Genomic DNA, 21,235 nt, shown 5'->3' with positions numbered 1-21,235 from the left:
CTCCAGTCCGACTATGCAACCGGGGTGGCGAACACGAACAGCGCCATGAACGCCAGGTTGATGAAGTACATGGCCTCCACCAGACCGACGGTGATGAAGAACGGGACGAACAGCCGGCCCTGGGCCTCGGGCTGCCGGGCCACACCTTCGACCAGTGCGCTACCGACGACACCGTCGCCGATGGCCGCGCCGATGGCGCCGCCGCCCAGCAGAAGTCCACCGCCGATGAGTGCGCCGGCAGCGATCGTGGGATCCATTTCTTTCCTCCTTGCTAACTGGCAGGGCGTCCCTGCCAGGTCTGGGTTGAGTCGATCAGGTCAGTTGAACAGGCTTTTGCGAGAAGTCTTTTCGCGAGAGATCAATGGTGTTCGTCTTCGAGCTCCATCGACTGCCCGAAGTACAGGATCGTCAGCAGCGCGAAGATGAAGGCCTGGATGGCGCCGATGAACAACTCGAACGACTTCCACAGCGCGTTCGGCGCCCACATCACGTACGCGGGGAACAGCGCGATGATCGTGACCATGATGCCGCCGGCGAACACGTTGCCGAAAAGTCGGAGAGACAGCGAGATCGGCTTGGCGATCTCTTCGACGACGTTGATCGGCGCCAGGAACGCGACGTGGCCCTTGACCAGGCGCAGCGGGTGGCCGACCAGCCCGCGGCGCCAGAAGCCGGCCGCGTGGTAGCAGATGAACACGAACAGACCCAGCGCGACGACGAAGTTGATGTCGGATGCGGCCGGTTTGAGGACCTCGTGGATACCGGTCTCATCGGAGTACTGCCACGGGAAGACCGACAGCCAGTTGGCCGCCAGGATGAACACGAACAGCGTCACCGCCAGCGGAAGCACGAACGGCGCGATCTTCATGCCGATCGCGCTCTCCACCTGGTTGCGGACCTGCACGGTGATCGCTTCCCAGAACAGCTGCACGCCGCTGGGCACGCCGGACGCGGTGACCTTCGAGCGCAGATAGAACGCGAGCAGCAACACGATGACCGCGGCGATCGATGTCGAGAGCAGGGTGTCGGTGTTGACCGTGAGGCCGAACCAGTTGGCCTCTTTGTGCACGCCGACATGAATGCCGGACTCGGCGGCGAGGACCGTCACGGAACCCGCGGGGTCGGCGACATTGATTCCCGTCATGGTTGGCTCGCGTCTCCTTCAGGGCCGTGGGCCGCACCGGCCCGCAGTTTGCGTGCGACAGGCATGGTGGTCGAGAACACCAGCAACATCTGGAACAGGGCCATCCCGAAGACCACCCCGAGCCCCTGCGGGCGGAAGATGAACGCGATGGCCAGGCCGATCACCGTCAACGCCATCAGGCGGCCCGCCGAGTTGATGGCCATCGAACTCTTCAGCGGATTGGGCTTCGAGGTGATCTTGGTGACCGAGCGACGCACCAGCACCGCGTTGATCAGACCGAGGCCCAGGCCGATTCCGAAGAACACCCCGACCCAGATGTGTCCGAGCAGAGCGGCGGCCAGCGTGCCCACGCCGGCCAGCACCAGGCAGATCACGAGCAGGCGGACCGGCCGGAAAGCGATGGATGGCAACACCAACGGCGCATCGTGCGCTGGCGTCGTCACTGCATCACCTCAATCCCGCGGTCGTATGGGGTTGTGAGAGCCGTCCCGAGGATTCGGTGCGCGGCGCCCGTAGCGTATCGGAGGGCGATGAGCGCACTGGACTCACCCAAGGGGAAGCTCCCTGTGATCGTTCGAACTGTCGGTCAATGTCAACGTTCCCGGCTCGGCGAAACCGCTGCCCGGGGGCTGGACACCCGCGCGGTTTCAGTCGGCTCTTATTGAACCCTAACACACCGAAAAGGCCGGATTCCCGGCCCTACTACTTCTCGTCGTATACGCCCCGGCCTGCGCCGTCGCGTCCACCGAGCAACGGGATCAGGGTCACCACGAGGGCGATGACGATGGCCGCTCCCATCACCGCCGCGGTCTGCCGGGGATCGAAGAAAATGGTGCTCGCGGCGCCCAGTGCCACGATGCCCACCCACAGGTAGACCAGTAGCACGACGCGGCGGTGGGAGTGGCCGATCTCGAGCAGCCGGTGGTGCAGGTGCATCTTGTCCGGGCTGAACGGGCTGCGGCCGGCGCGGGTGCGCCGGATGATCGCCAGCAGCATGTCCAGTGCGGGCACGCACATGACGGCGACGACCAGAAGGAACGGCGACAACAACGCGAACACATCGCGCACGCCGTAGGCGGATTGCGAGATCGGGCCGGCCGCAGTGGTCGACGCGGCGGCCAGCATCAGGCCGATGAGCATCGAGCCCGAGTCCCCCATGAAGATCCTGGCCTTGTGAAAGTTGTGCGGCAGGAACCCCAGGCAGGCGCCCGCCAGGACGACCGAGATCACCGCGGGCGGGTAGAAGAGCACGTCGCCGCCGTGGTCACGCAACAGGCCGACCGAGAAGATGCAGATCGCCAGCGCGGTGATCAGTCCGAGCCCCGCCGCGAGGCCGTCGAGACCGTCGACGAAGTTCATCGCGTTGACGATGGCCACCGTCAGCGCAAGCGTCAGCAGGATCGACGCGACCTGGTCGAGCACGATGGTGCCCACTCCCCCGAAGGGGATGTAGAGCACGCTCCAGGCGACACCCATGGTCACCAGCACGCTGGCCGCGGTGATCTGCCCCGCGAACTTGGTCAGCGCATCGAGTCCCCACCGGTCGTCGATCAGCCCCACGAGCATGATCAGCCCACCGGCCACCACCACCGCGGGCATCCCCGACGAATAGACGAAGCCACGTGTCAGCGCGGGCAGCTGGGAGGCCAACAACACCGCGGCCACCACTCCGAGGTACATCGCCAACCCGCCCATGCGGGGCGTCGGCTGCAGATGGACGTCGCGTTCGCGCGGATAGGCCACCGCACCCCAGCGCATGGCCAGCACGCGGACCAAGCCGGTGGCCAGATAGGTGATGATGGCCGCGGTCAGGCCGACCAGCGCCAACTCCCGCAGCGGGACGCCGGCGCCGCGGTCGGACAATGCCAGCACACTCTCCGACATCGAGCTGGGGAACATCACCGCTGCACCGTAATCCACCGGGTGTGCAGCTCAGTCGGGCTGCGGACGCAGGGTCGCGGCGTCGACGCGCAGCACACCGGCGATGGCGTCGACGGTGACCGGGCCTTCGCGCAGGACGCGGGGTTGCGCGCCGGTCAGATCAACGATGGTCGACGCCGCCTGCGCCTGCGCGGCCCCCCCGTCGAGGTACACCTCGACGAGGTCGCCCAGCTGCTCGCGGGCCTCGGCGGCCGTGACGGCCGCCGGATGGCCCGAGATGTTGGCGCTCGACACCGCCATCGGACCGACTTCGCGCAACAGCTCGATGGCCACCGGGTGCAGCGGCATCCGCAGCATCACGGTGCCCTGCGCGTCGCCGAGGTCCCACTGCAGCGACGGGGCCTGGTGCACCACAAGGCTCAACGCCCCGGGCCAGAATGCGCGGATCAGCTCCTTGGCCGTCGATGGCACCGCGTAGACCAGGCCCTGGATGGTGTGCCAGGAGCCGACGAGAACCGGCACCGGCATGTTGCGTCCGCGGCCTTTGGCGGCCAGGAGCGCGGCCACGGCGTCGCTGTCGAACGCGTCGGCTCCGATGCCGTACACGGTGTCGGTCGGCATCACCACGAGGCGGCCGCCTTTGAGGGCGTTGACCGCCGACGCGATTCCCGCCGTGCGTTGCGCCGGATCCGAGCAGTCGAACATCTCAGCCATCGGTCACCAATCTCTCACTCGCCGCGCAGCGCGGTCACGAAGCGGGGGCGGCCGGTCCAGTCGTGTCGTGCGGTGACGTCACGGAATGGCCCGGCACGCCGGAACGTCTCGACGGTCTCCCCCGACGTGGTGTCGTCATGCTCGACGGCGCAGAACCCGCCGGGGCGGAGCAGCCGGGCGGCAGCGGCGGCGATGGGAGCGATGACCGCCATGCCGTCGGCACCGCCGAACAACGCGTGGTCGGGGTCGTGCTGCGCGACCTCCGGAGTCAGCGGGGCACCGGCCGGGATGTAGGGCGGGTTGGCCACCAGCAGGTCGACTCCGGCGACGAGGTCGCTGAGCATTCCGGGGTCGGTGACATCGGCGCAGACGAGTTCGACGCCGGAGTCTCCGATGTTGCGCCGGGCATAGTGCAGCGCCTGCTCCGAGTCGTCGACGGCGATGACCCTGGCCCGCGGGTGGTGGGCGGCCAGCGCCAGCGCGAGCGCGCCCGACCCGGTGCACAGGTCGACGATCACCGCGGCCGGAGGCAGACGTCGCGTCAGCGCCCACTCCAACAGCGCCTCGGTTTCCGGTCGCGGGATGAAGACCCCGGGTCCGACGTGGACGGTGACCGGCCCGAACGCGGCGGTGCCGGTGAGGTGTTGCAGCGGGATGCGCTGGGCGCGCTGAGCCGTCAACGTTCGGTAGCGCTGGATGAAGGCGGCGTCGGGGGTGGTCAGCGTGAGCCGGCCGCGGGGGATGCCGGCGACGTGTTCGGCCAGCAGCTCGGCGTCGATGCGCGCCGACTCCACGCCGGCGGCGGTCAGCTCGTCGGTCGCGGCGTCGATCACCTGACGCATGGTCGTCCGGTGCGCGAGGCTCACGTGCTCTGCAGCCGGGACTGCCTGTCGGCGGCGGCCAGCGCGTCGAACAGTGCGTCGAGGTCGCCGTCGAGCACCTGGTCGAGATTGTGGGCCTTGAAGTTGATCCGGTGATCGGCGATCCGGTTCTCCGGAAAGTTGTAGGTCCGGATCCGTTCGCTGCGGTCGACGGTGCGGATCTGGCTGGCGCGGTCGGCCGACGCGTCGGCCTGGGCCTGTTCCTCGGCCAGCGCCTGCAGCCGGGCCGCGAGCACCTGCATGGCGCGCGCCTTGTTCTGCAGCTGCGAGCGCTCGTTCTGACAGGTCACCACGATGCCGGTGGGCAGGTGGGTCAGGCGCACCGCGGAGTCGGTGGTATTGACTCCTTGGCCGCCCTTCCCGGAACTGCGGTAAACATCGACGCGCAGGTCGGACTCGTCGATCTGGACCTGCTCGATCTCCTCGGGCTCGGGGTAGACCAGCACCCCGGCCGCCGAGGTGTGCACCCGGCCCTGTGATTCGGTGACCGGCACCCGCTGCACCCGGTGCACCCCGCCTTCGAACTTCAGCCGCGACCACACCCCGTCGGCCGCGTCGCCCTTGCTGCGGATCGACAGCGTGGCGTCCTTGTAGCCGCCGAGGTCGGAGCTGGTCTCGTCGAGGATGGTGACGGTCCATCCGCGCCGCTCGGCGTAGCGGATGTACATGCGCGCCAGATCCGCGGCGAACAGCGCCGACTCTTCGCCGCCCTCCCCCGACTTCACCTCGAGCACGATGTCGTCGGCGTCGTGCGGGTCCCGCGGGGCGAGCAGATCGGCCAGCTGGGTCTCCAGCTCGGCGACGGTGGCGGACAACTCGTCGACCTCCGCGGCGAACGAGGAGTCGTCGGCCGCCAGTTCCCGGGCCGCCTCGAGGTCGCCACGCGCGGCCTCGAGCTTGCGGTGGGTGGCGACGATCGGCGAGATCTGCGCGAACCGACGGCCGACCTTGCGGGCGGCGCCGGGATCGGCGTGCAGTTCGGGGTCGGCCATCCGCTGTTCCAGATCAGCGTGTTCGGCGAGGACGGCAGCGATCCCCGGTGCGGTGTCGGTCACCCCGCCTCCTTGTCGTGCCGACGAAACGGCGCCCGCCCTGCGCGGAAAGCGGCAGGTCGGGCGCCGATCGGATGGTTACTTGTCGTCTGCGGACTTGTTCTGGCCCGCCGAGCGCTTGCCGTAGCGCTTCTCGAAGCGCGCCACGCGGCCGCCGCTGTCGAGGATCTTCTGCTTGCCGGTGTAGAACGGGTGGCACTGCGAGCAGACCTCGACGGTGATCTGGCCGCTCTTCTTCGTGCTGCGGGTGGTGAAGCTGGCGCCGCAGCCACACAGCACGGTGGTCTCGACGTAGTCAGGATGAATCCCTGATTTCATTGGCTTTCCCTCTTCGATCGTGGGTCCCGGGTCGCCTCTGCGCGAACTGTCAGAGATTGCGGCGTGAACCGGAACCGAGGTGTCGGCGATCCATTATGCCAGGATGACCGCCAGCAGCCTAAACGCGCAGCCGGTGACCGCTATTCCCGGCGATAGACGCGGCCGTCGCGGCGCCACCGCACCCCGCCGGGCGGCGTGGCCCCCATCGCGACCAGCTCGCGTTTGAGGATCTTGTTGGTGGCGGTGGCCGGAAGCTGCTCGGTGATCCAGACGTGGCGCGGCCACGCTTTGGGCGACAGATCCGGCTGCGCGGCCAGGAATTCGGTGAATTGCTCCGGTGTCAACGTCGCGCCGTCCTGGAGCACGATCGCGGCCATCACCTGGTCGCCGACGTGGTCGTCGGGCACCGGGTACACCGCGACGGTGCTGATCGCCGGCAGCCGGACCAGGATGCGTTCGATCGGCGCGGCCGTCATGTTCTCGCCGTCGACCCGCATCCAGTCGGCGGTCCGCCCGGCCAGGTAGATCCAGCCGCCGCCGTCGCGGTAGGCGAGGTCACCGGTCCAGAACATGCCGTGGCGCATGCGTTCGTCGGTGGCGCCGGGATCGTTGTAGTAGCCGGCGAACATGCCCGCACCCTGGGTGTTGACGAGTTCACCGATCGCGTCGTCGGGGTTGCTCAGCGCGCCGTGCTCGTCGAACTGCACGACGGCGCATTCGGTCAACGTCTCGGGGTCGTAGATCGCCACCCCGGGGAAGCCCTTACCGATGGAACCGGGCGGGCAGCCGTCTTCGCGGGTGACGGTGACCGCGTTCTCGGTGGAGCCGAAGCCGTCCCACACCTGGCAGCCGAAGCGGCGCGCGAACTCGGCGATGTCGCGGTCGGTGGCCTCGTTGCCGAACGCGACGCGCAGCGGGTTGTCGGCGTCGTCGGGCCGCTCCGGGGCGGCCAGGATGTAGGCCAGCGGCTTGCCGACGTAGTTCATGTAGGTGACGCCGTAGCGCCGGACGTCGTCGAGGAAGCGCGACGCCGAGAAGTGTGCGGGCGCCATGGCCGCACCCGCGTTGAGGGCCACCGACCACCCGGCCAGGACCGCGTTGCTGTGGAACAGCGGCATCGACAGATAGCAGACGTCGGCAGGGGTGAGTTGGTAGCGATCGGCCAGGGCGGCCCCGGCCAGCAGCACCATCGCGTGCATGACCTGCACCGCCTTGGGGTCACCGCTGGTACCGGAGGTGTAGATCAGCATGAAGGTGTCGGTCGGGCTCGGTTGCCGGTGCGGGGTGAGCTCGCCCGCGCCCGCCAGCAGCTTCTTGTACTCCGCGCTGTCCACCACCAGCACCCGGACACCGGGCAGATCCAGCCCGTCGAGCAGCTCGCTGTGCTGATCATCGGTGAGGACGACCTGGCAGTCGGCGCGGAGGACGTCGCGCGCCAGGGCCGGTCCGCGGCGGGTGTTGTTGAGGCCGCAGAGCACGTAGCCACCCAGTCCCGCGGCCGCCATCGCGGTCAGCATGTCAGGGGTGTTGCCCAGCAGTGTGCCCACGTGCAACGGCCGGTCCGGGTCGGCGATGGCGATCAGCGCCGCTGCCTGGGTCGCGGCGTCGTCGAGATGTTCGCGCCATGTCCAGGTCTGCCCCTCGTAGGTGACGGCGATTCCGTCGTCTCCGTGGCGTTCCCGCAGCAGCTGCTGGACTGTCTCGGCCACCCGCCCGCCCTTCGCGTCGGTATACAGATTTGTGTACTTGTCTACTCGACCGGTCACAGGTGGGCCACATCGCCCCACCACAAACCCGTCATTTGCGAAGATAAGCCGATGAGCCTGGGTACTGCGGTCGATTCGGTCACCGCCTCGGACACCAAACCCTCGGTGCGTGACCGGTTGATCGACGCCGCGGAACGGTGCCTGACCGCCAAGGGAATTCGCGCGACCACGGTCTCGGAGGTAGCCGAGGTCGCCGGTGTCAGCAGGGGCTGGCTCTACCGCCATTTCCCGGACAAAGCCGAGTTGCTCGGCGCCGCGATCGTGCGCCTCAACGACGCGTTCTGGACCGAGTCACGCACCCGTCTCGATGCGGTGCGCGGCCTCGACCAGCGCATCGCGGTCGGTGTCGCGCTGGCCCGCAAGGAGTCCGAGACCCCCGGGGCTCTGGTGCTCAAGCTGCGCCAGGAGGAGCCCGAGGCGTTCACCGCCTGCGTGGGACTTGGCGTGCGCGGGCTGATCCCGGAGATCGCCGCGTTCTGGGAGCCCTATCTGCAGGCCGCCGTCGACGAGGGCGAGATCCATCCGAACACCGACTGCGCCGAGGCCGCCGAGTGGATCGCGCGGCAGATGATGAGCCTGGCGACAGTGCCCGGAGAGAAGTGCGACGTCGACGACCACGAGTCGGTGCTGCGGCATGCGCGGCGCTACATCGTCGCGGCGCTGCGGTGTGACCCGGACCAGACGGCGCCTGCTAGCGCCGCCCGGTCAGCATCATCAGCAGATCGCTGATCGGGGCCCGCACCGGCTCACCCTCGCCGAGGACGAGATCGGCGTCGGTGGCCACCAGCTGCTTGCCGGCGTACCGCCGCCGGGCGTGGAACGGGAAGCCCCGACTCCACACCTGCTCGGCCGCGGCGACGGCGGCGTCGGTCGGCATGGCTCGCTCGATGCCGAGCGGGACGCAGATGTCCTGGGTGTGGACCAGCACGTCGGTCAGCGGGTCGCGCACGGTGGTGCCGGGTGGGTGCCGCCGGCACCCGGCCATGGCCCGCAGCCGGGCGGTGAGCTCGGCGGGGGTGCTGTCGTCGGCGCGCGCCATCCGGTCGATCACCGCGTCCATCCGGAACCCACCCCGCACGGCCTCCCAGAGCATCCTCGGAAGGGGCAACGTGGAATGGGTCAGGTGCGCCGCGACGTCGCGCACGGTCCATCCGGTGCACAGCGACGGGGTCCGCCACACCCCGGCGTCGAGGCCGTCGAGAAGGTCGGCGAGCTCTCGACGTTGCGTGTCGATGTGTTGCCATGCGGTGTCGGTGTCCATGACGGCCTCGCTCAGTGGTCAGCTTTCCTGACTAAATTAGTCAGGGGCTCGTACTAAAGTCAAGGTGTGTCCGAGCACCCGTCGACCCCCACTCTGATGTTCATCGCGCACCGCGACGTCGAGAGCCGGGTGATGGACGCTCTCGCCGATGCGGGCGTCACCGATATCACGCAGGCACAGTCTCGACTACTGCAGCGCCTTGACCCCGCCGGCATGCGGCTGACCGACCTGGCCGAGCAGGCACGGGTGACCAAGCAGACCGCAGGAGCCCTCGTCGACCAGCTGGAACGGGCCGGCTACGTGACGCGCCGGCCCGATCCGTCCGATGCGCGGGCCCGCCTCGTCACACTGAGCGACAAAGGCGCGCACGCGTGCCGGACGGCTGCGGCAGCGGTCGGCCGGGTCGAAGAGCAGTGGCGAAAGCACCTCGGCGACAACGCCTTCGGCGACCTGCGCGCAGCGCTGATCACGCTGCGTGAGATCACCGACCCCTACTGGTGAGCCGGGGGCGGGCCGGCTCAGTCGCCGTCGGCGCCGCCGGGGGTGTTCTTGGAGACCTGGACCAGGAACTCGTAGTTGTTCTTGGTCTTGCGCAGCTGGCTCATCAGCAGGTCGATGGCCTGGTGCGGGTCCAGCCCGGACAGCACCCGGCGCAGCTTGTGCACGATCGCGAACTCGTCGGGCGAGAGCAGCAGCTCGTCCTTGCGGGTGCCCGACGGGTTGACGTCGACGGCCGGGAAGACGCGTCGCTCGGCGATCTTGCGGTCGAGCTTGAGCTCGGCGTTGCCGGTGCCCTTGAACTCCTCGAAGATCACCGTGTCACCGGTGGAGCCGGTTTCGACCATGGCGGTGGCGATGATGGTCAGCGAGCCGCCTTCTTCGATGTTGCGCGCCGCGCCCAGGAAACGCTTGGGCGGGTACAGCGCGGTCGAGTCCACACCACCGGAGAGGATGCGCCCCGACGCAGGTGAGGCGTTGTTGTAGGCGCGGCCCAGGCGGGTGATCGAGTCAAGCAGCACGACGACGTCCTTGCCCTGCTCGACCAGGCGCTTGGCACGTTCGATCGCCAGCTCGGCGGCCTGGGTGTGGTCCGACGGCGGCCGGTCGAAGGTCGACGCGATGACCTCGCCCTTCACCGAGCGTTGCATGTCGGTGACCTCTTCCGGGCGCTCGTCGACGAGCACGACCATCAGATGGCACTCCGGGTTGTTGCGGGTGATCGCGTTGGCGATGTCCTGCATGATCGTGGTCTTGCCGGCCTTGGGCGGGGACACGATCAGCGCGCGCTGACCCTTGCCGATCGGCATGATCAGGTCGATCACGCGGGTGGTCAGCTTGTCACCGGAGGTCTCGAGGCGCAGCCGCTGGTTCGGGTAGAGCGGCGTGAGCTTGTTGAACTCCGGACGCTTCTTGGCCTCCTCGACCGGCTTGCCGTTGACGCTGTCGAGACGCACCAGCGGATTGAACTTCTGCCGGGAGTTCTGCCCGCCGCCGTCGCCCTCCTTGGCGACACGCACGGCGCCGGTCACCGCGTCACCGCGACGCAGGCCGTTCTTGCGCACCATGTTCATCGAGACGTAGACGTCGTTGGGGCCGGCCAGATAGCCGGAGGTCCGCACGAAGGCGTAGTTGTCCAGCACGTCGAGGATGCCGGCGACCGGCTGGACGACGTCGTCCTCACGCAGTTCGGTGTCGCGATCGTTTCCGCCGCCACCGTCCCCGCCGCCGCGCTCGCGGCGCCGGCGATCGCGGAACCGCCGCCCGCGCCGACCCTGCCGGCCCTCGCCGTCGTCATCGTTGTCGGAGCGGTTGCCGTCGGCGCGGTTGTTGTCCGAGCGGTTGTCGGAACGACCGCCCTCGGCGCGGTTGCCGTCCCCGCGGCCGCGGTTCTGGCCGCCCTGTTGGTCGCCGTCCGGACGGTTGCCCGAGCCGCTGTCCGAGCGGTCCGGTTTCTCGGACTTGTCGGCGGTGTCGCCCGATCGGTCGGGCTTGGACTCCTGGGCATCCCGGCCGCGCTGCTCGGTCCGGTTCTCCCGTCCCGCCTCCTTGGCGGTGTCGGATCCGGGCTGTTCGGCGTCGGACTGCTCCGGGCCGGCGGTCTGCTCGCCGGCGGGCTTGCCCTGGTCACGGGATGCGGCGCGGCGCTCGCGGCGTGCGGGCGTGGCGTCGGCGGCCTGGTCGGCGGCGCCGGTTTCCGGCGCAGGCGCGGCGTCGGCGGCGGGGGCACTCGACGCCGCGGCGCCGTTGCTCGCTCCGCGCCGTTCGCGGATCGCCGCCACCAGCTCGCCCTTGCGCATCCCGGACGCGCCGTCGATGCCGAGCTCTTTGGCCAGCGCGCGCAGTTCGGGCAGCACCATGCTGGTCAGCGCGCCGCTGCGGCGCGTCGCGGCCGGTGCCGGCGTCGCGCTGTCGTCCGCGGCGGCGGAGGCTTCTGGGGTCACGGAATTGGGCAGCTCAGCGGGAGCGGGGCTGCCACCAGCCGTGATGAGGTCCGTTTCGGTCACGGATTTCCTTTCTTCCCTCGCTGACCGAGTCACGCGGGGGTTCGGTGCGGTCAGCCGATCCGCTGAACGCGAAGGTCACACCATTGCCACTGCAACGGTGATCGCCGGGCTTCGCCGAAAAACGGCGAACCGTCAGTCCACAAATTGAACACCTGAAAGAAGAGTGGTCGTCCTAGTGTAGGCGCAGGCAGAGACGCTGCGATTGCTGGACGATTGCGAGAATAACCCGCATCCGGGAGGGAAGCAAGAAACCCATGGTCGGCATGTCGTGAGCCTCAGCACGGTGCTGGCCACTCACCTAGCTGCCGACCACCACTCCGGACGTCCACTGCACGCCGCTGCCGACCGAGGTCGTGACGACGGTGAACCCACTTTCGGCACCGAACTTCGCGGCTTCCGCCGGAAGCTCGGCCCGGGTGCTCAGTGCCAGCACTGCAGGTCCTGCACCTGACAGCACTGCCGCAATGCCACAACGGCGCAGCACCGCGAGAAATTCCCCGGACGCCGGCATGGCCGGCGCGCGCTGGGGCTGATGCAGGACGTCTTCGGTCGCGGCCATCAGCAGGTCGGGCCGTTCGGTGAGGGCCACCACCAGCAGCGCCGCCCGACTCAGGTTGAACCGTGCGTCGTGGTGGCTGACGTGCTCGGGCAACAGGACCCGGGTCTCGGCGGTCGACGAACGTACCTGCGGGATCCCGACGAACAGGTGAATGTCGGCGTGCAGCCGGATGGGCGCGGCGGCATACCGCGCGTCGCCGCGGGAGGTGTCGGTCCACGACACGACCGCGCCGCCGTAGACCGCGGCTGCGGCATTGTCGGGGTGGCCCTCGAACTCCGAGGACACCTGGATCAGCTCGGACTCGGTCATGGGTGTGCAATCCGCTTGCACGGCAAGCCCGTTGGCCGCGGCGAGGCCGCCGACCACCGCAGCCGCCGAGGACCCCAGGCCGCGGGAGTGCGGAATATCGTTACGGCACCGGACGATCAGACCGGGCGCGGTCAGTCCCAGCTCACGCAGGCCGCGCTCGATGGCGCGAACCACCAGGTGCGACGAGTCGAGCGGCACCTGCCCCTCCCCTTCGCCCTCGACTTGTACGACAAGGCCGGAATGCGTTGTCTCGACGATGATCTCGTCGTAGAGGCGCAGGGCCAGCCCAAGGCTGTCGAAACCGGGTCCGAGGTTGGCGCTCGACGCCGCGACCACAGCGTTGGCCGTCAGCCCGGGTGGCAGGGTGCGCGTCATGGACGGTTCCTAGACCAGACCCAGCTTCGCCACCACGGCGACCGGATCGACCGGGACGGGAATGACCGCGGGCATGCCCTTGAGGGCGGTGTCGGGGTCCTTGAGGCCGTTGCCGGTGACGGTGCACACCACGGTGGAACCCCGGGCGACCCAACCGTCTTCGATCGACTTGAGCAGACCGGCGATGCTGGCCGCCGAGGCCGGTTCCACGAACACGCCTTCGGCGCGGGCCACCAGGTGGTAAGCGGCCAGGATCTCCTCGTCGGTGGCCGCCAGGAAGCGTCCGTCGGACTGCTGCTGGGCCTCCACCGCCGAACTCCACGACGCCGGCGAGCCGATGCGGATGGCGGTGGCGATGGTCTCCGGGTCGCTGACCGGCTCCCCGAGCACCAGGGGCGCGGCGCCCGCAGCCTGGGTGCCGAGCATGCGCGGCAGCCGCTGCGCGACCCCGTCGCGGTGGTACTCGGTGTAACCCTTCCAGTACGCAGTGATGTTGCCGGCATTACCGACCGGCAGCGCGTGCACGTCGGGGGCATCGCCGAGGGCGTCGACGATCTCGAAGGCCGCGGTCTTCTGACCGTCGATGCGGAACGGGTTGACCGAGTTCACCAGCGACACCGTCGGGAAATCGGCGGTCAGCTTGCGGGCCAGCTCCAGACAGTCGTCGAAGTTGCCGTCGATCTGAATGATCTTGGCTCCGTGCATGACCGCCTGCGCGAGCTTGCCCATCGCGATCTTGCCCTGCGGCACCAGCACCGCGCAGGTGATCCCGGCACGCGCGGCGTAGGCCGCGGCCGACGCCGACGTGTTCCCGGTCGACGCGCACAACACCGCCTGCTGCCCGCGGGCCACCGCCTCGGTGACCGCCATCGTCATGCCGCGGTCCTTGAACGAACCCGTCGGGTTGAGGCCCTCGACCTTCAGGTGCACGGTGCAGCCTGTGTATTCCGACAGCCGGGGCGCCGGCAGCAGCGGAGTTCCGCCCTCGCGCAGGGTGATCGGCGTCCAGCTGTCCTCGACCGGCAGCCGGTCCCGGTAGGCGGCGATCAGTCCCGGCCACGGCTTGTGCACGGCTGAGGCGGTACTCATTCGGTGGTTCCTTCCATCCGAAGAACGCTGTTGATGCTCTGCACGACCTCCAGACCGGCAAGCGCGGCAACAGTTTCCGACAATGCGGCATCGGTCGCCCGGTGTGTCACGACCACGATGCGGGCGCCACAGCGCTGGCCGCCCTCGTCGACCATGCCCTCCTGCCGGACCTCGGCGATGCTGACCTCGTGTTTGGCGAACTCCGCAGCGACGGCGGACAGCACGCCCGGCCGGTCGGCGACGTTCATGTTGACGTAGTAGCGGGTGGAGATGTCACCGATCGGCGCCACCGGCAGCTTCGCGTACTTGGATTCCCGGGGTCCGCGCCCACCCTGTACCCGGTTGCGCGCGGCCATCACCAGATCGCCCATGACCGCCGACGCGGTCGGCGAGCCGCCGGCGCCCTGGCCGTAGAACATCAACCGCCCGGCCGCCTCCGCCTCGACGACCACCGCGTTGAACGCACCGTTGACCGCGGCCAGCGGATGGTCGAGCGGCACCAGCGCCGGGTAGACCCGTGCCGAAACCCGCTGCTGCCCATCGGCACCGGTGAGCCGTTCGCAGATCGCCAGCAGTTTGATGGTGCAGCCCAGCGCGCGGGCCGACACGAAGTCGGTCGGGCTGACCTTGGTGATGCCCTCGCAGTAGACGTCGTCGGCGCTGACCCGGGTGTGGAATGCGATCGATGCCAGGATCGCGGCCTTGGCGGCCGCGTCGTGGCCCTCCACGTCGGCGGTCGGGTCCGCCTCGGCGTAGCCGAGCGCGCTGGCGTCGGCCAGCGCGGAGGCGTAGTCGGCTCCGGTGCTGTCCATCTCGGAGAGGATGTAGTTGGTGGTGCCGTTGACGATGCCGGCCACCCGCAGCACGGTGTCCCCGGCCAGCGACTGGGTCAGCGGGCGGATCACCGGGATCGCGCCGGCGACGGCGGCTTCGAAGTAGAGGTCGACGTGGGCGTGCTCGGCGGCCTGGGCGAGCTCGCCGGCCGACACCGCCAGCAACGCCTTGTTCGCGGTGATCACCGACTTGCCCTGCTCCAGCGCGGCCAGGATGGCCTTGCGGGCGGGCTCGACGGGGCCCATCAGCTCGACGACGATGTCGACGTCGGCGCGCGAGACCAGCTCCTCGATGTTGTCGGTCAACAGCTCTGCCGGGACTCCGCGGTCGGCACCGACCCGGCGCACGCCGATGCCGCGCACCCGCAGCGGTGCTCCGACCCGGGCGGCCAGGTCGGTGGCGCTTTCCTCGATGATGCGCACCACCTGGCTGCCGACGTTGCCCAGACCCAGGACAGCCACGCCGATCTCGCCGTTGACGGCCTCAGTCACAGGTTCACCTCACTTCCAGACTCAAGAGATCCTCGACCGTCTCGCGGCGCAGGATCAGCCGGGCCCGCCCGTCGCGCACGGCCACCACCGCCGGTCGGCCGATCAGGTTGTAGCGACTCGACATCGAGTAGCAGTATGCGCCCGTCGCGGCGACACCGGCCAAGTCGCCCGGTGCCACGTCATCGGGCAGCCACGCGTCGCGGACCACGATGTCACCGCTTTCGCAGTGCTTGCCCACCACCCGTGACAGCGCCGGGCTCGCGGCACTGGTGCGCGACAGCAGCCGCACGTCGTACTCCGCGTCATAGAGAGACGTGCGGATGTTGTCGCTCATCCCGCCGTCGACGCTGACGTAGCGGCGGTACCGGTCGGCGGCCACCGCGACGTCCTTGACGGTGCCGACCTCATAAAGCGTGATGGTGCCCGGTCCGGCGATGGCCCGGCCGGGCTCGACGACCAGTTTGGGAGCCGGAAGCCCGACCGCGGCCGACTCGTTGCGCACGATGGCCAACAGTTTGTCGGCCAACTCTTTCATCGGCGGCGGGTTGTCCCCCGGTAGATAGGAGATACCCAGCCCGCCGCCGAGGTCGACGATCGACATCTGGGCAGTCTTCTCGACACCGAACTCGGCGACCACGTCACGCAGCAGCCCGATCACCCGGTGCGCGGCGATCTCGAACCCCGCGACATCGAAGATCTGCGACCCGATGTGGCTGTGCAGCCCCACCAGCCGTAAGTGGTCGGCCGCGAACACCTTGCGCACCGCGGCCATCGCCGCGCCGGTGGCCAGCGACAGGCCGAACTTCTGGTCCTCGTGCGCGGTGGAGATGAACTCGTGCGTGTGCGCTTCGACCCCGACGGTGACGCGCACCAGTACGTCCTGCACCACACCGGCCGCGCCGGCGATCCGGTCGAGGCGCTCGATCTCGATTTCGGAGTCCAGAACGACGTGGCCGACGCCGGCCGCAACGGCCGCGGTGAGCTCGGCGACCGATTTGTTGTTGCCGTGCACCGTGATTCGCTCTGCCGGAAATCCTCCGTGCAGCGCGACCGCGAGTTCCCCGCCGGTGGCGACGTCCAGGCACAGCCCTTCCTCGTTCACCCAACGTGCGATCTCGGTGCACAGGAACGCCTTGGCCGCGTAATGCACGTGTTCTCCCCCGCCGAACGCCGCGGAGATCTCGCGGCATCGCGACCGGAAGTCGTCCTCGTCGATGACGAACACCGGGGTGCCGAACTCGGCGGCGATGTCGGTGACCGCGACACCGGCGATCCGGACCACGCCATCATCGCCGCGAAAAGCATTGCGCGGCCATACATTCGGCGCCAAAGTGAGCACTTCGGAGATGTCGCGGGGGCGGTCGGGGGTGCCGCCGTGGTGGATCTCCTCGGCGTGGCGCGGGCCGGCGGGATGGGCGATCACATGCGCTCCGGTGCGCTGACGCCCAGGATGCTCAGCCCGTTGGCGATGACCTGGCGGGTGGCCGCGCACAGCGCCAGCCGCGCCGAGTGCAACTCACCGGCGGGCTCGTCGCCCTGGGGCAGCACCCGGCAGGAGTCGTAGAAGCGGTGATAGTCCCCGGCCAGGTCTTCCAGGTAACGCGACACGCGGTGCGGTTCCCGCAGCGCGGCAGCGGTTTTCAGCACGCGGGGGAACTCGCCGATGTTGCGGATCAGCGTGCCCTCTTTGTCGTGGGTCAGGAGGTCCAGGTGCGCGGTGTCAGCGGTGACACCGAGGTCGGCGGCGTTGCGCGCCAGCGCCGAGAGGCGGGCGTGGGCGTACTGCACGTAGTAGACCGGGTTCTCGTTGGACGCCGAGGACCACAGCTCCAGGTCGATGTCGATCGGGGTGTCGACCGAGCTGCGGATCAGCGCGTAGCGCGCGGCGTCCACGCCGATGGCCTCGACCAGGTCGTCGAGAGTGATCACGGTGCCCGCGCGCTTGCTCATCCGGACCGGCTGGCCGTCGCGGACCAGGTTGACCATCTGCCCGATCAGCACCTCGACGGTGGCCGGGTCGTCTCCGAGCGCCGCCGCGGCGGCCTTCAGGCGGGCGATGTAGCCGTGGTGGTCGGCGCCGAGCATGTAGATGCACAGGTCGAAGCCGCGCTGGCGCTTGTCCAGGAAGTAGGCGAGGTCACCGGCGATGTAGGCGGGCTGCCCGTCGCTCTTGATCACGACGCGGTCCTTGTCGTCGCCGTGGTCGGTGGTGCGCAGCCAGACCGCGCCGTCCTTCTCGTAGATGGCGCCGTTGTCGCGCAGCCGGGTGATGGCCTGCTCGACGCGCCCGGAGGTGTGCATCGAGTCTTCGTGGGTGTAGACGTCGAAGTCGGTGCCGAACTCGTGCAGCGATTCCTTGATGTGGTCGAACATCAGGTTCACCCCGATGGCGCGGAACGTCTCGCGCATCTCATCTTCGGGCAGGCTCAGCGCGTCGGGCTCCTTGGCCAGCACCTGGGCGGCGATGTCACCGATGTAGGTGCCCGCGTAACCGTCCTCAGGGGTGGGCTCGCCCTTGGCGGCGGCGATCAGCGAGTTGGTGAACCGGTCGATCTGCGCGCCGTGGTCATTGAAGTAGTACTCCCGGGTGACCGCCGCACCCTGGGTGCTCAGCAGCCGGCCCAGCGCGTCGCCGACGGCGGCCCAGCGGGTGCCGCCGATGTGGATCGGGCCGGTCGGGTTGGCCGAGACGAACTCGAGGTTGACCTTCTGCCCGCCCAGGGTGGCCGAGTGGCCGTAGTCGGCGCCGCCGGTCAGCACGTTGGCGACGATGACGTTCTGCGCCGAGGCCTCCAGGCGCAGGTTGACGAAGCCGGGCCCGGCGACCTCGGCGGCGGCGATACCGTCGCGTTCGGCCAGCGCGGCGGCCAGCCAGCCCGCCAGTTCACGGGGGTTGGCGCCGACCTTCTTGCCGAGCTGCAGCGCCAGGTTGGTGGCGTAATCGCCGTGCTCGGGGTTGCGCGGACGCTCCACGGTCACGGTGGCGGGCAGCGCGGCGGTGTCGAGGCCGTGCTCGGCCAGCACCGCGGTGGCGGTGGCCTTGAGCAGCTCGGCCAGATCGGCGGGGGTCACGGGGGTTCATCCTATGGTCTGGGGCCGTGCTGCCCCGAATCCGTTTCCCGTCGCCGGTATGCGCTACGCTAGGCCACGCCCAACGGCGCAGTGTTCTGTCACGCGCCCCCGTAGCTCAGGGGATAGAGCGTCTGCCTCCGGAGCAGAAGGCCGCAGGTTCGAATCCTGCCGGGGGCACTCTTCTACCAGGTGTTTTGCCTCAATAGCCCAGCCGCAGCCCGATCGCCTTGGCCGCTTCGACCGTCAGGAAGATCAGCACCGAGAAGCCCAGCGCGACACTCCACCCCAGCAGGGTGATCGGCGCGGAGTGGAACCAGGTGTTCATGAACGGGGTGTAGATGAACAGCAGCTGGAGCGCCAGCAGCGCCGCAGCCATCCGCCACACCCACGGGTTGCCGCGCAGCGCGGCCGGGCGCAGGCTCGACCGCGACACGAAGCGGCAGTTCAGCAGGTAGGCCAGCTGACCCATCGCCAGCATGTTCACCGCGGCGGTCTGCGCCACCGCCAGCGGGTAGCCGTTGGCCCGGCCGATGAAGAAGATCGCCAGCGCCGCCCCGGCGACCAGCACCGACACAAGTGCGATCATCGACACGTCGGCCAGCCGCACGACGGGCTGGGTGGCCGGCCGCGGTGGCCGGGTCATCAGCCCGTCCTCGGCCTTCTCGAACACCAGCGCCAGCGCCAGCGTCACGCCGGTGACCAGGTTGACCCACAGGATCTGCACCGGCTGCAGCGGCAGCGCGAAGCCGAACAGCACCGCCACCAGGATGACCAGCGACTGGGAACCGTTGGTGGGCAACAGGAACAGCACCGACTTGCGGATGTTGTCGTAGATCCGCCGGCCCTCCTCGACGGCGCGCTCGATAGTGGCGAAGTTGTCGTCGGCCAGCACGATCCCGGCGGCTTCCTTGGTGGCCTCGGTGCCCTTGACGCCCATCGCGACGCCGATGTCGGCGCGGGTCAGCGCTGGTGCGTCGTTGACCCCGTCACCGGTCATCGCGACCACGTCGCCCTCTGCCTGCAGAGCGCTGACGATGCGCAGCTTGTGCTCCGGGCTGGTCCGGGCGAACACATCGACCTCGCCGACCACTTCCCGCAGCCGCGGCTGACTCATCCCCTGCAGGTCGGCGCCGGTCAGCGCGGACGGCTCCCCCTTGGTGCCGATGCCCATCTCCCGGGCGATGGCCTTGGCGGTGCCGACGTGGTCCCCGGTGATCATCTTGACCCGGATTCCGGCGCTGTGACAGTTGGCGATCGCGTCGATGGCCTCGGGGCGAGGCGGATCGACGATGCCGACGACGCCGAGGAACTCCAGCCCGGTGTCGGCGTCCTCGATCGCGACACTGTCGGCGCCACCGGCCGGGCGCCGCGCCGCGGCGAGCACCCGCAGCCCCTGATGGCTGAGTTCGTCGACGCGGGCGTGCCAGAAGTCGCGGTCCAGCGGTTCGGCCACCCCGGCGCGCAGCTGTGTGGTGGACCGGTCCAGCAGGCGGTCCGGCGCGCCCTTGACGTGCAGCCACCGCTGCCCGTCGGGCGCCTCGTCGAGGGTCACCATGAACTTGTGCGCCGATTCGAACGGCACCTCGGCCCGTCGGCGCATCGGTTGCTCGACACCGGCCTTGTGCGCCAGCGCACGCAGCGCGCCCTCTGTCGGCTCGCCCACCACCCGCCAGTGGCCGTCGGTGTCGACCAGCCGGGAGTCATTGCACAACGACATCGCGACGACGACCGCGGTCAGGTCGGGATGGGAGTCCAACCCGGTTGCGGTGCCGTCGATTTCGATCTCGCCGTGCGGGGCGTAGCCGGCGCCGGTAACGCTGTAGTGGTGGCGTGCGGTGACCACGGTGCGCACCGTCATCTCGTTCTGGGTCAGGGTGCCGGTCTTGTCCGAGCAGATCACGTTCACCGACCCGAGGGCCTCCACGGCGGGCAGCTTGCGGGTGATCGCGTTGCGGCGCGCCATCTGCTGCACACCCAGCGCCAGGGTCACCGTCACCACCGCCGGTAGTCCCTCGGGGATGGCGGCCACCGCGAACCCGATCGCCGCCGAGATCAGCTCGTCGACGGTGAACTCGTGGAAGACCCGGCCGATGACCAGCATCACCGCGGCCATCGCGAGGATGAGCACCGATAGTTGCCGGCCGAACTGCTCCAGCTTGCGGGTCAGCGGCGTGTCGATGCCTTCGACCTCGGAGATCAGCGTCTGGATCCGGCCGATCTCGGTGGCCGTCCCGGTCGCGGTCACCACCCCGACCCCGGTGCCGGCGGCCACGATCGTGCCGGAGTACACCATCGAGGTGCGGTCGCCGAGCCCGGCGTCGGACTCGACGTGGGTGACGCTCTTGACCGCCGGCACCGACTCGCCGGTCAGTGCCGACTCCTCCACCCGCAGATTGTTGACCTCGAGCAGGCGCAGGTCGGCCGGAATGCGGTCCCCCGACCCGATCCGCACCACGTCGCCGGGCACCAGGGTCTCGGCGTCGACGTTGGTCCACTGCCCGTCGCGGCGCACCCGCGCCGACACCGAGAGCATCTCGCGGATACTGTCGAGCGCCTTCTCGGCCTTACCTTCCTGCAGGTAGCCGACGACGCTGTTGAGGATCGCCGCCGCAGCGATGACCGCAGCGTCGACCCAGCCGCCGAGGATCGCCTTGAGCACCGCGGCGGCGATGAGGATGTAGATCAGCACGTTGTTGAACTGCGCGAGGAATCGCACCAGCGGCGAGCGGTGCGGCGGCGCGGGCAACCGGTTCGGCCCGGTCTCGGCCAGCCGGGCCTGGGCATCGGCCGACTGCAGGCCGGCGGCGGTGGTGCGCAGCGCGGCCAGGATGTCAGCGCGGCTGCGGGCATGCGCCAGACCGGCGAACTCGGACTCCTCGACGGCGCGCTGGGCCACCGCGTCTGGTCCGCGTGTCATGACCCGATGCTTACGCGTCCCGGATCTCGGTGCAACCGGCCGAAAGTCACTTGTCGCAGCGGGCGGAC

At 69.2% G+C, this 21,235-nt stretch carries 19 protein-coding genes and 1 tRNA gene; 3 read left to right on the top strand and 17 right to left on the bottom strand.

Annotation, left to right across the window (positions count from 1 at the left end):
* Positions 1 to 11: 11 nt before the first annotated feature.
* The 9 genes from G6N31_RS01620 to fadD1 form a co-directional block, all read right to left on the bottom strand.
* Positions 12 to 257: a F0F1 ATP synthase subunit C gene (locus tag G6N31_RS01620; RefSeq protein ID WP_098006198.1), complete on the bottom strand. Its 246-nt coding sequence runs from the start codon at positions 255 to 257 to the stop codon at positions 12 to 14.
* Between the two features lie 101 nt (positions 258 to 358).
* The gene (gene atpB, locus G6N31_RS01615; RefSeq protein ID WP_098006200.1) at positions 359 to 1,144 is read right to left on the bottom strand and encodes a F0F1 ATP synthase subunit A; all 786 of its coding nucleotides are present in this window, start codon (positions 1,142 to 1,144) and stop codon (positions 359 to 361) included.
* Complete coding sequence (locus G6N31_RS01610) at positions 1,141 to 1,587, bottom strand: ATP synthase subunit I (RefSeq protein ID WP_098006202.1); 447 nt, start codon at positions 1,585 to 1,587, stop codon at positions 1,141 to 1,143. Before G6N31_RS01610 ends, atpB begins: the two co-directional genes overlap by 4 nt.
* Positions 1,588 to 1,846: 259 nt before the next feature.
* On the bottom strand, positions 1,847 to 3,043 hold the full coding sequence (locus G6N31_RS01605) for a glycosyltransferase family 4 protein (RefSeq protein ID WP_098006234.1): 1,197 nt from the start codon (positions 3,041 to 3,043) through the stop codon (positions 1,847 to 1,849).
* 33 nt (positions 3,044 to 3,076) lie between these two features.
* On the bottom strand, positions 3,077 to 3,739 hold the full coding sequence (locus G6N31_RS01600; RefSeq protein WP_098006203.1) for an L-threonylcarbamoyladenylate synthase: 663 nt from the start codon (positions 3,737 to 3,739) through the stop codon (positions 3,077 to 3,079).
* A gap of 14 nt (positions 3,740 to 3,753) precedes the next feature.
* Positions 3,754 to 4,581, bottom strand: a complete 828-nt coding sequence (gene prmC / locus G6N31_RS01595; protein ID WP_098006236.1) for a peptide chain release factor N(5)-glutamine methyltransferase — start codon at positions 4,579 to 4,581, stop codon at positions 3,754 to 3,756.
* Between the two features lie 20 nt (positions 4,582 to 4,601).
* Positions 4,602 to 5,675: a peptide chain release factor 1 gene (prfA, locus tag G6N31_RS01590; protein ID WP_098006205.1), complete on the bottom strand. Its 1,074-nt coding sequence runs from the start codon at positions 5,673 to 5,675 to the stop codon at positions 4,602 to 4,604.
* Positions 5,676 to 5,750: 75 nt separating this feature from the next.
* Entirely contained in the window at positions 5,751 to 5,990 is a 240-nt protein-coding gene (gene rpmE / locus G6N31_RS01585) for a 50S ribosomal protein L31 (RefSeq protein WP_098006207.1), read from the bottom strand.
* 140 nt (positions 5,991 to 6,130) lie between these two features.
* Positions 6,131 to 7,699 (bottom strand): fatty-acid--CoA ligase FadD1, encoded by a 1,569-nt coding sequence (gene fadD1, locus G6N31_RS01580; protein WP_098006209.1) that lies wholly within the window; start codon positions 7,697 to 7,699, stop codon positions 6,131 to 6,133.
* A gap of 108 nt (positions 7,700 to 7,807) precedes the next feature.
* Here fadD1 and G6N31_RS01575 point away from each other — a divergent pair, with 108 nt between their 5' ends.
* Positions 7,808 to 8,485 (top strand): TetR/AcrR family transcriptional regulator, encoded by a 678-nt coding sequence (locus tag G6N31_RS01575; protein WP_098006211.1) that lies wholly within the window; start codon positions 7,808 to 7,810, stop codon positions 8,483 to 8,485.
* On the opposite strand, the gene G6N31_RS01570 is transcribed toward G6N31_RS01575, so the two are convergent.
* Positions 8,448 to 9,017, bottom strand: coding sequence for a maleylpyruvate isomerase family mycothiol-dependent enzyme (locus tag G6N31_RS01570; RefSeq protein ID WP_098006214.1), 570 nt, complete (start codon positions 9,015 to 9,017; stop codon positions 8,448 to 8,450). The two genes, G6N31_RS01575 and G6N31_RS01570, sit on opposite strands and share 38 nt — an antisense overlap.
* Before the next feature lie 66 nt (positions 9,018 to 9,083).
* Between G6N31_RS01570 and G6N31_RS01565 the strand changes: the two genes are divergently transcribed.
* Positions 9,084 to 9,518: a MarR family winged helix-turn-helix transcriptional regulator gene (locus G6N31_RS01565; protein WP_098006216.1), complete on the top strand. Its 435-nt coding sequence runs from the start codon at positions 9,084 to 9,086 to the stop codon at positions 9,516 to 9,518.
* Positions 9,519 to 9,535: 17 nt separating this feature from the next.
* Here the strand turns inward: G6N31_RS01565 and rho are convergent, their stop codons facing one another.
* The 6 genes from rho to argS form a co-directional block, all read right to left on the bottom strand.
* The gene (rho, locus tag G6N31_RS01560; RefSeq protein ID WP_098006218.1) at positions 9,536 to 11,521 is read right to left on the bottom strand and encodes a transcription termination factor Rho; all 1,986 of its coding nucleotides are present in this window, start codon (positions 11,519 to 11,521) and stop codon (positions 9,536 to 9,538) included.
* Between the two features lie 298 nt (positions 11,522 to 11,819).
* Entirely contained in the window at positions 11,820 to 12,764 is a 945-nt protein-coding gene (gene thrB / locus G6N31_RS01555; RefSeq protein ID WP_098006220.1) for a homoserine kinase, read from the bottom strand.
* Between the two features lie 9 nt (positions 12,765 to 12,773).
* Positions 12,774 to 13,853, bottom strand: a complete 1,080-nt coding sequence (gene thrC, locus G6N31_RS01550; RefSeq protein ID WP_098006223.1) for a threonine synthase — start codon at positions 13,851 to 13,853, stop codon at positions 12,774 to 12,776.
* Positions 13,850 to 15,178 (bottom strand): homoserine dehydrogenase, encoded by a 1,329-nt coding sequence (locus G6N31_RS01545; protein ID WP_098006225.1) that lies wholly within the window; start codon positions 15,176 to 15,178, stop codon positions 13,850 to 13,852. The genes thrC and G6N31_RS01545 overlap by 4 nt, the downstream gene beginning before the upstream one ends.
* A 4-nt stretch (positions 15,179 to 15,182) precedes the next feature.
* A complete protein-coding gene (lysA, locus tag G6N31_RS01540) occupies positions 15,183 to 16,601 on the bottom strand; it encodes a diaminopimelate decarboxylase (protein WP_098006227.1) in 1,419 nt (472 codons plus the stop codon).
* Positions 16,598 to 18,250: an arginine--tRNA ligase gene (gene argS, locus G6N31_RS01535; RefSeq protein WP_098006229.1), complete on the bottom strand. Its 1,653-nt coding sequence runs from the start codon at positions 18,248 to 18,250 to the stop codon at positions 16,598 to 16,600. The genes lysA and argS overlap by 4 nt, the downstream gene beginning before the upstream one ends.
* Before the next feature lie 104 nt (positions 18,251 to 18,354).
* On the opposite strand from argS, the gene G6N31_RS01530 reads away from it, so the two are divergent.
* A tRNA-Arg gene (locus G6N31_RS01530) sits at positions 18,355 to 18,427 on the top strand.
* A gap of 22 nt (positions 18,428 to 18,449) precedes the next feature.
* On the opposite strand, the gene G6N31_RS01525 is transcribed toward G6N31_RS01530, so the two are convergent.
* Entirely contained in the window at positions 18,450 to 21,167 is a 2,718-nt protein-coding gene (locus tag G6N31_RS01525) for a cation-translocating P-type ATPase (protein WP_098006230.1), read from the bottom strand.
* Between the last annotated feature and the right edge of the window lie 68 nt (positions 21,168 to 21,235).

The organism is Mycolicibacterium duvalii (genome assembly GCF_010726645.1).
Taxonomy (GTDB): domain Bacteria; phylum Actinomycetota; class Actinomycetes; order Mycobacteriales; family Mycobacteriaceae; genus Mycobacterium; species Mycobacterium duvalii.
This window is presented reverse-complemented; position numbering and strand designations above follow the sequence as displayed.